This is a genomic window from Trichocoleus sp. DQ-A3 (genome assembly GCF_039961975.1).
In the GTDB taxonomy this organism is placed as follows: domain Bacteria; phylum Cyanobacteriota; class Cyanobacteriia; order Cyanobacteriales; family FACHB-T130; genus FACHB-T130.
The window spans coordinates 1-12,090 of record NZ_JAMPKC010000022.1 but is presented as its reverse complement, the minus strand read 5'-3'; the positions used below and the strand labels follow the sequence as shown (position 1 = coordinate 12,090).

Sequence of the window (12,090 nt, the reverse complement as noted above, 5' to 3'; positions counted from 1 at the left end):
AGTTAATAATCTGGCTACAAATGTTGCTGTCAGCCTATCTTTGGTATAAGGTTAGCCACAAAAGTAATGACGCAGACTAAATTTAAACGGGGAATCAGTGTAAGAACTTCTGTATTTAAATGTTCAATCTGCTGGCAACACAGCGTCAGAATCGCTGATTCTGCTCTTGATGCCTGAAAAACAATCCAGCTTTGCTGTTTTCTGGGCATAGTGGTCTACCAAGGCCGTGAGTATTCTGATTGTACAGAGTGACGGCTGTGGCATCACTCTGTAGTAGAAACAAGCAATATTAAAACTCTTAATATAACCAATCTTTACGGGTAAACGGCAATTTCCACGCTTTATCTGCTCGTCGCCGCAATAGGACTTGATAAAGCCCCATGTGGTTCTGTTCAAAGGCAAGAGCGAAACCGATGAGATAGAGCCGCCATAATCGGACTTTACGTTCGCTGCTGAGGGCGATCGCTTTCTCCATCACTGCATCCAAATTAGCTGCCCAACAGCGCATTGTTTTGGCGTAATGCATCCGCCAAGCATCAACATCGACAATCTCCCATCCCGTCTCTTCAGCGACAGCTAAAGAATCGGACAACCTGGACAGCTCTCCGTCTGGGAAGATATAACGTTGAACAAAGCGCTCGTTGAGGCTGGAACCGTCCCATTTTTCTGAGGCGGTGATGCCGTGATTGAGAAACAAACCCCCAGGCTTCAAGGTAGATAAGGCACTCTGAAAATAAATGGGGTAGTTTTTAATTCCTACGTGTTCAACCATCCCAACTGAAACAATTTTGTCAAAGGTTGGCGTTTGGGGTAAGTTGCGATAGTCGAGAAGCTCGACTTTTAGCTGGGTGTCCAAATCTTCTTTGGCGATCGCTTGTTGGTTAAAAGCCAGCTGCTCTTTACTCAGAGTAATACCATATCCCTTCACTCCGTAATGAGTTACAGCCCAGCGTAGCAAAGCTCCCCAGCCACAGCCAATATCTAATAAATATTCACCGGGTTTTAATTGGAGTTTACGGCAGATCAAATCAAGCTTTGCCTGCTGAGCTTCTTGCAGGCTCATCTGAGGATGTTCAAAATAGGCACAAGAATAGACGAGTAAAGGATCGAGCCAAAGACGGTAAAAATCATTGCCGACATCATAGTGATATTGAACAACTGCCAAGTCGCGATCGCGACTATGAGCGATCAATTTCTGCCAAGGTGATTTCTCTGGCTGCGATAAAGGCAATTGGGGTAGACTCAGTGCTTCCATCCAAGCTTTGATTGCTTTGCTGCGATCGCATTGGGAAAAGGAAAGCGCTTCTAAGAGCATCAGATCGTCGATGTTACCTGTAAAGTCTAAAAAGCCCCGAAGGTAAGCTTCCGCTAGAACCAAAGGATCTTGACTCAGAATTAGCGTCCGGATGACTCCGGGATGATGAATCTGCAAAGTGAGTTGAGGAAGCGAGTCATCAAAAGTTTCATTGGTCATTATCTTGTCTGTCCCCCAGCAATCGATGCAGAATTTCAGAGGCAGTAGAGAAAACCGTTCGCTCAAGATATCTCGGATGCCGGTAGGAACAGAAGAATATGACATAGTTGATTTAGCGTGTTAATGGTTATGTGTCAGTAGCAATTGGGGATTTTGGATTTGCTCTCACCCAACGGTGAGGCAACCTTAGCCTGACGATGTAGAGCAACAACGCCGAAATGGTACTAATGATGAGTTTTCAACTCAGCACCATTCATATCTACAGAGGAATAACCATTAATCACTAACAGCGCGTGAAATTTTTCTACACTTGTCTAATCGCAGGCGAGACGACTGCGCGATCGCAGATTCGCCAAAGTTGCATAAACATGGCGGTAGAAAATCTAGCAATTCTCTATTGGATACAGTATGGTTTAACCCCACCCCAACTCCTGCCCGCTTTTCCGGGAGGGATTCAATATTCCCTCTCCGTGAACGGAGAGGGGTTGCGGGTGAGGTTCTTTATATTGCACTAAGAGTGAAAACTCCTATAAACCTAATTTGTAGAGGCAGGTAATCTCCACTAAAAGTAGGGGCACGGCAATGCCGTGCCCCTAGGAAATTTTCGGATATCAGGGTTTAACGCTTTCTAACAACGCCTAACAACATTTTTGAGTTAGTCCAGGCGTTTTATATCAAAATGAGATGCTTTCAGCGACTAATGGGTCAAATTCACCTACTATCCAACTGAAGAAGTGATGCTTTTCAGTTCGATTTCGCTTGAGGATGGAACTTTGACATTCCAGACAAGCCCTAAGCGATTGAGGGCGAGGATACCCAACCAACCGAAATCAAGTTGCCACCATCTGAGTCCAAACCTTGCCGAGTGCTGGAAAGCATGGTGGTTATTGTGCCATCCTTCACCGAGGGTCATGATGGCGACGAAAAGATTGTTCTTACTTTGATCTTCTGTGGGAAATTGGCGTTTTCCCCAAAGGTGGCAGACTGAGTTGACGCTAAAAGTAAACTGGTGCAAGAGGAAAATCCGGATACCTCCACCCCAGATTAAGCCTCTCAATGCTCCCGACCACGACCCGGTTAAGACTCCACCCAGAAGCGTCGGAATTAACAGAGAAAGTAGCACCCAAAGGATGTAGAGCTGGTCGATTTTTTGGACAACTTTGTCACGATTGAGATCCGAGACATAGGGGTATGGGGGCGTCCAATCGACGTTTAGCAGCCAGCCAGTATGGGCGTGCCAAAAGCCTTGAACAACTCCCCAAAACCCTTCTCCGTGAATATTTGGTGAGTGGAAGTCTTGTTGAGTATCTGAGTAGAGGTGATGACAGCGATGGTGGCTCACCCAGCTGGCGACTGGGCCTTGACCTGCCATGCAGCCAGCGATCGCTAAAAAAGCCCGTACAAATGCCCCTGCCTGAAAGGCACGATGGGTGAAAAACCTGTGATACCCCACAGTGATGCCAAAGAAAGTCAAGGCATACATTCCTACGAGTAGGCTCAGATCCAGCGGCTGGACCCCACGTTCCCAGAAGATGATAGCCAGGGTCGCCGCGATAAATCCCACCACAGGCATGGCGACGACGATGACATTCAGTGTTTTCTGAAAATTGCTGATTTTAGAAGGATTCGAGAAAGAGATTGACACTTGTTTGGTTGAAATAGACTACTCGCGCAATAAAACTAAGAATATCTGATTGTTTGCCGTTAAATTCCCGGATAATTGTCCAGTTTAGGGCTGATACGAGTCAGTTTTCATGAGCCTAAAGGAAGGTAATCGGGTCTACAGGTGTGCCATTTTTACGCACCTCAAAATGGAGATGGGGTCCCGTAGAAAAGCCAGTAGAACCAACCGCCGCGATTGCATCGGCTCGGTTTACAGATTGTCCTTCCGAAACATAGATTTCGCTGGCGTGACCATATAAGGTAGTGATGCCATTGCCGTGGTCGATGATTACCGCCTTCCCGTAACCTCCATACCATCCGGCAAAAATTACCTCTCCGCTGTTGGCGGCGCGGATCGTGCTGCCATAACTTCCCCCAAAGTCAAGACCAGAATGGAAACGGCGGTAGCCCAGAATCGGGTGGACTCGCCAACCAAAATTGCTTGTAATTCCCGCATCGCTGGGGTAGCTGAAAATACCCGATCCGCGAATAATGTCGCGACCGCGAAGAATGGCTTTGCTCGCTGCTGCTTCTCTTTCTCTTTTTGCCTTCGCTTCTGCAACTCGTTTTTGAATGAGAGTGCTAATCCCTGCGGAATCCTCGGCTAAAACGTTCTCGGCTGCTTCTAAGGCTTGCCGGTTAGTATTCAAGCGTTGAATGAGCTGCTGCTGAGCCTGTGTCTGAGCTTCAAATTCGGCTTTTTGTGCCAGCAATTGCTGGGTAATCAGAGCAATTTGGTTTTTCTGCTGTTCGATCTCGGTTTTTTGGCGATCGATTTGGTCAGCTTCCGCCTTCAAGTTTTTCAAGATTTGTTGGTCGGCTTGAAACACCAATTTGATCTGGCGACGCCGGTCGGAAAATTGACTGAGATTTTGGCTAGAAAGCAGGATTCCCCATCCTTGGTGAGAGAGTTGCTGGCGTTGCAGGAAACGCAAACGGGCAACTGTGGCGGCTTGCTTTTGTTGATAAGAGCGTTCCGCGATCGCCAGATCCTCTTGCAACGTCTTTAATTCCTGAGTGGCTCGTTGTAATTGGTACTGATAGTCATTAAGCTGGGTACCCGTTAATTCCAGGTTTTGCTGCAAGCCACTGAGTTGTCCCTTCGCGGCTTTTTGGAGTTTTGATAAGCGATCGCGTTCTTTAGAATAATTAGACCGCTGCCGATCTAGTTGTTGCTGCATCTGTCGCAGCGTTTCTATTGTGACGGGTGACGGCGATGGTAAATCTTCAGCGAGCACCGGCATCGCTAGCAAAAGCCAAAGGAAAATTAGGCTACAAATTAGGCTACCAACAACCGGCAATCGGCACTGATGCCAAAAATTTTTCCTTTTTCCTGAAGATGGTGCTTTCATCCTTTCAAACTCAGTCGTGCCAAAACGCCGAATTTCATCATGATGCCACCAGAAATTTTATTCACCTAATATTCCAGTCGGCTTGCCGAACAAGCATTGCCGAACCACTGCATTTCCTGCCCTCTCCACCCCCAACCCCTAAGCGAAAAGACAGAGGGATTGCGCGTGAGGTGTTCTAATCACGGGCAATTATCCAGGCTTGATATGACTGCAAGCTGCGGCAGTTTAACAATTTAGCATTTAGCTAGAGTGTCGATGCTGGACACTGGCGACGATTTGTTTTGACAACCGAATGAGTTGATAAGCACCGGCTTTGCCTAAATTTTGGTACTCCTTGGGCTGTATTTTTGTGTTCTCTAAATATTTAGGCTCAGTCAAAATCAATACCGAAGGTGGCTTGGGTTGAGTCGCCGCGATCGCTTCAATGTATTCCATTGCCGAGCTAACTTTGGCAAAGTAATTCACCGGGCGCTGCGTGTAAAATACGACACTCGGTTTTTTGAAACCAATCATTAATATGGCTTCTCCTGGCTGCTGGACTTGGGCGATCCGTGCCGATAATTCCCGCAGCGGCATCTGACGTGCTCGATCCATCATGAAGTAGGCAGGCGTTACCACAAAGATGATAAAAGCCATAAATCCGATTAGATTTGAAGTCCACAGCCAACGCCACCGCCGTCGTTTCAGCAGCAACCACCCTGTCCAAATAGCGGTTGCTCCCCAGATGATGCCTCCCCACACCGTCAAACCAGATCGTTGAACCATTTGGCGCAGATCGGGCACGGCAGGGTCATATCCTAAGAAGTTTGGGCTGTATAGAAGCGCACCTGCCAGAACTGATAAAAACACCACATTGACAACGCCACTCCAAAACAAAGGACGGAGGAATGAGGGCTGAGGACTGAGGACTGAGGACTGAGTGGGGAATTCTCCTTCCGGCTGGTTAACTGCTAATTCTGAACTACCGACTTCTTCCTCAGTTCTCAGTCCTTTCACCCCAGTCCTCAATTGGTCGCTGAACAAAAGTGCCACCAAAATTCCTGCTGCTGGCATTAAAGGCAGCACATAGCTGGGGAGTTTTGTCACCGCAACGGTGAAGAAGCCAAAGATCCCGGCAAACCAAAATAGAGCAAATAAACCTAAATGAGTGGAACGGGGGGAGTTCCGCCATTTGCTGCGCTGCCAAAAGCGGAGACGGGCGATCGCTACCGGCAAATAAATCGACCAAGGCGCAAAACCCAGCAGCACCACTAGGAAGTAAAAATACCAGGGTGCCCAGTGGTGATTAACAACGCCTGTGAAGCGTTCCAAGTTGTGATAACCAAAAAACTTATTAACGTAGTTTTCGCCGTTCCGCAAAATCACCAAAACATACCAAGGCACTGCCAAAACCAACACCAGTGCCAAGCCCCGAATCGGAAACATCTCCCGCAACACTTCCTGAGCCTTGCCCAGGTAAAGTAGAAAAGCCCCAATAATCAGAACGGGTAAGACAATGCCGACCGGCCCTTTCGTCAAGATTGCCAAGGCAACTAGCACGTAGAAAGCGAGATACCAACGAGTTTGGATCGCGGGTTGGTTGGTGTTGACATAGCCAAGAAAAAAAGAAAGTAGCGCACAACCCACGCAGCCGGTTAGCAGCATATCAGAGACGCCTGTGCGTCCCCAGACAATCATTTCTGGATTTAGAGCGATCGCCGCTGCACCCAGCAAAGCCGATAGCCACAACTGACGCTGCGTTATCATCCCATCCCTAGCTTGCCCCGTCACCGCACTCGGAGAAGGAAGCCCATAGTAGCGCAACGTATAGAAGCCTAATCCCGTCACAGCGATCGCAGACAGCGCCGAAGGCAATCGCACCGCCCATTCATTGACGCCAATCAGTTTATAAGCGATCGCCATCAGCCAGTAAACTAACGGCGGCTTATCAAAGCGCGTCTCCCCGTTAAAATACGGTGTAATCCAATCTCCCGTCACCGTCATCTGGCGGGCAGCTTCAGCAAACAGCGGCTCAGTTTCATCAACCAGACCGATATTCCCTAAATTCCACACAAAAGCCAGCCAGCAAACCACTAGCACCCACAGAATCGATAGACTCACCAGCACGCTGGGATGCTTCTCCCAAGATTTCCACCAACTTCTAACCGTTCGCTCAACCCTAAATTTCATGAACCCCCGAACCGTCCGTCAGTAATGGGCAACCTCAAAAGGCATTTTCCCAGACCTTAATCTAGCTGGAAATGCGACGCCAGCGCACCCATTGCAAGATGTCATGACTCCCACCTACCCAGCAGCACTTCCTGACTCTGGCAAAACCTATGAGTTCCCTAAATTGTCATTGGTGAATGGGTAATTGATAAGAAGTCATGGGTAATTCGTCCGTAGAGAAGAAAAAACAACTGACTTCTAACTGCTGACTATAAACGAATGACCCCCGACTATCTACGACCTAAGATTGCAAAACCAGTTGCCATTCCGACACCTGAGCATTCCAGACAGGCAGAGGCGTCTCACCCACAACATACGGTCCCCAATACCGGCGGGAACCATCTTGGGCAAATGCCACCAAAATATCCCCCTTTTTTAGCTGCAAATCCCCTCCAGGCAAAGATAAGGTCACGCCCTGGCTCCCCCCTTCTCCTGGGGCAAAATCCCAGTGTGCTGGCTCTCCATAAGATGTCGTTGGTGGCTGATAAGTCAGCAACGCCAGCCGCAGGGGATACTCCGTTTGATTCGTCACCCGTAAAGGCCCTTGACGAGTCGTAATGAGCGGGATTTGTCGATCGTCTGTGGGTGAGGCAACTGGTGTAGAGTTCGGCAACTTTCCCGCGCCGGGAGGATTTTCCCGCAGTGAAGCATTCGTTTTTGAGAGCAACGAAGCATCTAACTTTGCCCAATTGAGTTCCACCCGCTCCTGAAGCAGTCCCAGTCCTAACCCGATGAGTCCTAAAAGCACAGCAATCAGAAACCCAGGGTAAACCTTTAAAATCATAAGCTTTTGGATAGTCTTTCAGGAGTTTACCGTCCTTAATGGCAAAAAGCTCCGCCAAAGATGGACTCCTCGCGTGAGTGATCGCTCCCATCGCCATTTTTCATCTACGCTACAAAACAAGAATCTTGGGTGACGCTTCTAGGCACTTAAGCTTTGGGCGTTTTCCGCCCCTATAACACTTTTGAGAGGGCTGTCCTGAGCGGAATCTCAATCATAAACTTCGTCCCTTCTCCTGGCGCTGAGACACAGCTCAATTGCCCACCATGTTTATCTACGACAATCTGATAGCTAATGGATAAACCTAGCCCCGTCCCCTTGCCTACCGGCTTCGTTGTAAAGAAGGGTTCAAACAGACGTTGCCGAACTTTTTCCGGCATTCCCGGTCCATTGTCAGCAATCTGAATCGCTACTTTCTCACCATTAATTACTTCCGTGTGAATCCGAATCTTTGGCAAGGGGTAATTCGCACTTTCGGGTCGATTATCGATTCCCCGTATCTTCTTACTCATTACCTCATCGATTGCATCAATTACATTCGCCATAATATTCATAAACACCTGGTTAAGTTGTCCGGCGTAACATTCCACTAACGGCAACTCACCATACTCTTTCACCAGCTCAATTGCCGGACGCTCCGCGCTCGCTTTTAGACGATGCTGTAGAATTATCAACGTGCTTTCTAACCCAGCCTGAATGTCCGCAGGCTTTCCGATTGCTTCGTCAACCCGCGAGAAGTTGCGTAAAGACTGCATGATCTCTCGAATTCGGTCAGTCCCCACTTGCATCGAAGTGAGAAATTTGGGCAAATCTTCCATCAGATAATCCAGCTCGATTGTCTCAGCTTCCTCTTCAATCTCGGCAGGTGGATCGGGAAAATGTTGCTGATAAAGATTAACTAAGTTAATTAAATCGTGTACATACCCAGAAGCATGATGCAGATTACCGGAAATGAACCCAACAGGATTATTTACTTCATGGGCTACCCCCGCCACCAGTTGTCCCAGGCTAGATATTTTTTCGGTTTGAACTAATTGAGTCTGAGTTTGTTGTAACTGGTGAAGGGCTTGTTCTAGTTCCTGGCTTTTTTGTGATAAATCGCTATTCTTAATTTCCAGTGCGTGAGAGTAACCTTGCAGGTTTTTGTAAAGTTGGGCATTCTCTATTGAAATAGCGACTTGGGATATCAATACTTTTAAAACTTCTAAGCGTTCTGAGGTAAAAGCTCCTTTAGTTAAGTCATTTTCTAAGTAAAAAATTCCCGTCAACTGTCTTTTGTGAAAGATAGGCAACCCTAAGATGGGCTTGGGTTGGTTTTTCAGAATGTATGGGTCATTGATAAAGAGTCCTTCTGTAGTTGCGGAGTCTAAAGCCACCGTTTCTTTAGTTCTTTCGATGTATTGAATTAAAGAAATCGGTAAATCATCGCAACTTTTAAGGGAAATTAAAGGTAAAGCCAAACAACTTTGTTTGCCCAAAAATTTTTTAGCAAATAGCAACTATTGATTTGCTTCTTTTAGCAGAACAATCCCTTTTCTCGCCCCGGCAGTCTCAACCAAAATATTGATCAACTTTTCTAGGAATTGTTCGAGAACAATTTCTGATGAAATCGCAATTGACGCTTTTACAATTGCTGCCAAATCTAGTGCAGCAGAACCTGTTACTGTTGTATAGGTCGTCGTCAAAGTTCTCTCAATGCTAATCGTTTCTCTAAGTAGCAGCCGGGATAAAAACTCAGAATATCTTGATTCCAAATCTTGAGATTTTCCCGTTGCCCCCCAGCGAATAAAAGTATAGTAGGCTTCAGTTAAATAAAACTGAGCTAGCTTCTCTCTACCGCGCGAGAAATAAAACTCTGCCGCTAGTTCATTAGCCAGTGCTCCTTCTTGGATATATCCTTGCTGTCTGGCTCTTTGAATGCTGATTTCATACAACTCCATCGCGCTAGAAGTTTGTTTTAATATCCGCGCCTTCTCTGCCTCTACTAAATCGTACTTATGTTGATAATTCACTGGCGCATAATACGCCCAATGTTTCATATTTTCTTGATTGGTATTTACTGTATTTAGGTATTGTTGTTTCTCAGTATCGTTAACTTGGGGATAATGAGCCAAAAGAGCCAAGGAATGGTAGAAATTCAGTACGGCAACCTGCATAAAACCAAATGCAGAACCAGCTTGCTCTGCGGCTAAAGCTGCGTTAGCGATCGCGCCCTCGTAATCTTTAAATTGATATAGAAGAATTGTCTTGGCAACATAGGCGACAAACAAGCCAGTGCCACCTTTCGATTCAATTAACTGGGGCAAGGTTTCGGCTTCATTAAAACTTTCTCCAATCAATAGGAATTTATCCGCAGCTTTGCCTTGAAAATTTAATCCCAGTCGTCTCTAAATATTCGCAAAATGGATACCCGTAGGCAGGTCTATCTTTACAAGTACCTCAATGTAAGGGGCTTGTTGCTACACGATAGAATCTAAGCGATCGCCCGTAAAATATAAATATCCGCAAAAGTTAGCGCCACAATAACTCGCCCATTCAATATCTCCCGTTTCCAAGCCGCTTTGAAGCCCTTGTTGGAAGTGAACAACACTATTTTTAGCGTGTTCTTTCCACGGTCTAATATTGGCGTTAAACAAGTTATAGACTTTCGCCTTGCGTTCTTTAGCATCAAATTGTTCTAGAAGCTTCAATGCCAATTTACCCGCATGATATCCAGCATCTATCTTTCCAAGCCCTGACAACAACAAGCCATAAAGACCATAAGCGAAAGCAGATATTGCCGAATTACCATGTTCAATGCAGATATTAATCATGGTTAATATTATTTGCGGAAAAATCTCTGGCTTTGCCATGAAGACAGGCGCACAAATCGTTTTTAAAATTCGCAACCCGGCTAGTTTATCCGAAGCTGTCGTTGGGGGAATCTTGTCTAAGTCCGCGAGTCCGGGCAACTCAACTACCAAACTCTCGTCACTTGTTAACGTTACGAGAGTAATTCCCAGCCGTTCCAAAATTTGTAGCCCTGTATCGACGGCTTTAACCATCTGAAATTGACAGATATAAATCTGGATTTGTAGCTCGTTTACCTTTACTTCGTCGATTAAACTTGTAGCTTGTTCTAGGGCAACTCCAGCTAAAGTAGCTGCCTGCTCAAAGTTGATATTTAAGTATTCTGCTTCCGCGGATTCAAGATGAAGTGTGAGCGTCAAATCATAGTGGCTTTGCCAGCTATTTTCAGTAAGCAGTCTTAGCCCTGCGGTTAAGTATCTGGCAGATGCTTCATAAGCCGATGCTGCATTGGCTTTTTTCCCAGCCATCAGATTGAGTTGGGCAAGTTCATCTTTGTCTGCTTGGTTAGAAAGCAACTCTACCCCGATATTTAGCTGGTTAACAATATCAAAAATATTCTCTTCCAGCGCATATTTAGCTGTTTTATGTAACAACTGCTGACCAATTTTTAGGTGAGTTAATTTTTTCCGCTCTTCCAGAATTAAAGAATAAGCCGCTTGCTGCACCCGATCATGTAAAAATTTATAACTAATCCTGATATCCTCAATCAGTAAATCTCCTTTTTCTGATTGGTCAAAAAATAGAGGGATTTTATAAGTATTGCTCAAAGGTAAAACTAAACCAGCCTGAAGCGCCTCCCACAAATCGTCAGCAGTATTGATTAAAGATTGCTCATTGACAATGGATAGGGCCTCTAAGGTAAATTGGTTTCCAATGCAAGCAGCTAATTTTAGGACTTCCTGGGTTTTTTCGGACAATTTTTGGATATTTCTGGCAACCAGTTCGACGACGTTATAATCTGTAATCCCAATCCTTTGGCTCTGCTCAAGATTCCAGAGCCAGCGACTTTCAACAAAGTCAAAATGTAAAAAACGTTCGGAGTGAAGAGTCTGAAGCAGTTGTGTTAGAAAGAAGGGATTTCCTTGAGTTTTATGAAAGACAATGTCAGCGATTTCCTTCGCTCTTTGGGTTTCTTGAAGGGTATCAGCTACTAATTGATAGACATTTTCAATGTTTAAAGGACGAAGAAGAATGTTATTGACAACTGCTTCTGTTTTTTGAAGTTCGTCCAAAACCAGCATCAACGGATGACTTTGACTAACTTCATTATCTCGATAGGCTCCAATCATTAACAGATATTGACTGTCGGGTTCAGTCATCAGCAGTTGGATTAATTTTAAAGAAGCTGAATCTACCCACTGTAAGTCATCTAAGAAAATAACCAGCGGATGTTCTGGCTTTGTAAAAACATGAATAAACTGTTGAAACACGCGGTTGAAGCGATTTTGAGATTCACTGGGTTCTAGTTGCGGAACTTCTGGCTGAACTCCAATAATTAGCTCGACTTCGGGTATAACATCAATAACAATCTTACCTTGCGCTCCCAAAGCCTTTTCTAGCTTTTCCTTCCAAAAAACTATTTGTTCCTGACTTTCCGTTAATAGTTGTCGGATTAATTCTTGCAAAGCTTGAATCAAAGCAGCATAACGGGACTTAAACAGATTTCAAGCCCAAATAAAACCCAAAGCAGCTTTATAGGCTGAGAATACATCTCGATTAGCGTTCACCCACTCCATAAAACGGAAAGACATCGCTGTCCGAAA

At 45.6% G+C, this 12,090-nt stretch carries 9 protein-coding genes; 1 reads left to right on the top strand and 8 read right to left on the bottom strand.

What is annotated here, in order from left to right:
- Positions 1–298: 298 nt before the first annotated feature.
- Positions 299–1,579 carry a class I SAM-dependent methyltransferase gene (locus NDI44_RS22755; protein WP_190415916.1) on the bottom strand — a complete coding sequence of 427 codons (1,281 nt, stop codon included), beginning with the start codon at positions 1,577–1,579 and terminating at the stop codon, positions 299–301.
- A gap of 188 nt (positions 1,580–1,767) precedes the next feature.
- Here NDI44_RS22755 and NDI44_RS22750 point away from each other — a divergent pair, with 188 nt between their 5' ends.
- Entirely contained in the window at positions 1,768–1,989 is a 222-nt protein-coding gene (locus NDI44_RS22750; protein WP_190415915.1) for a hypothetical protein, read from the top strand.
- A 203-nt stretch (positions 1,990–2,192) separates the two neighbouring features.
- On the opposite strand, the gene NDI44_RS22745 is transcribed toward NDI44_RS22750, so the two are convergent.
- From NDI44_RS22745 to NDI44_RS22715, 7 genes are all read right to left on the bottom strand, one after another.
- Positions 2,193–3,119: an acyl-CoA desaturase gene (locus NDI44_RS22745; protein ID WP_190415914.1), complete on the bottom strand. Its 927-nt coding sequence runs from the start codon at positions 3,117–3,119 to the stop codon at positions 2,193–2,195.
- Positions 3,120–3,234: 115 nt separating this feature from the next.
- Complete coding sequence (locus tag NDI44_RS22740; protein WP_190415913.1) at positions 3,235–4,488, bottom strand: M23 family metallopeptidase; 1,254 nt, start codon at positions 4,486–4,488, stop codon at positions 3,235–3,237.
- A gap of 240 nt (positions 4,489–4,728) precedes the next feature.
- Positions 4,729–6,657, bottom strand: a complete 1,929-nt coding sequence (locus NDI44_RS22735; protein ID WP_190415912.1) for a glycosyltransferase family 39 protein — start codon at positions 6,655–6,657, stop codon at positions 4,729–4,731.
- Between the two features lie 280 nt (positions 6,658–6,937).
- Entirely contained in the window at positions 6,938–7,480 is a 543-nt protein-coding gene (locus tag NDI44_RS22730; RefSeq protein WP_190415911.1) for a hypothetical protein, read from the bottom strand.
- A gap of 170 nt (positions 7,481–7,650) precedes the next feature.
- Entirely contained in the window at positions 7,651–8,937 is a 1,287-nt protein-coding gene (locus NDI44_RS22725; protein WP_242037206.1) for an ATP-binding protein, read from the bottom strand.
- A gap of 39 nt (positions 8,938–8,976) precedes the next feature.
- Positions 8,977–9,816 (bottom strand): hypothetical protein, encoded by an 840-nt coding sequence (locus tag NDI44_RS22720; protein ID WP_190415909.1) that lies wholly within the window; start codon positions 9,814–9,816, stop codon positions 8,977–8,979.
- Positions 9,817–9,936: 120 nt separating this feature from the next.
- Entirely contained in the window at positions 9,937–11,964 is a 2,028-nt protein-coding gene (locus NDI44_RS22715; protein WP_277877694.1) for an AAA family ATPase, read from the bottom strand.
- Positions 11,965–12,090 lie beyond the last annotated feature (126 nt).

What these genes read in the sequence shown, in the direction of transcription:
- NDI44_RS22755 (WP_190415916.1), bottom strand. Translation starts at nt 1,579, where the DNA reads ATGTCATATTCTTCTGTTCCTACCGGCATCCGAGATATCTTGAGCGAA.
- NDI44_RS22735 (WP_190415912.1), bottom strand. Translation starts at nt 6,657, where the DNA reads ATGAAATTTAGGGTTGAGCGAACGGTTAGAAGTTGGTGGAAATCTTGG.
- NDI44_RS22740 (WP_190415913.1), bottom strand. Translation starts at nt 4,488, where the DNA reads ATGAAAGCACCATCTTCAGGAAAAAGGAAAAATTTTTGGCATCAGTGC.
- NDI44_RS22730 (WP_190415911.1), bottom strand. Translation starts at nt 7,480, where the DNA reads ATGATTTTAAAGGTTTACCCTGGGTTTCTGATTGCTGTGCTTTTAGGA.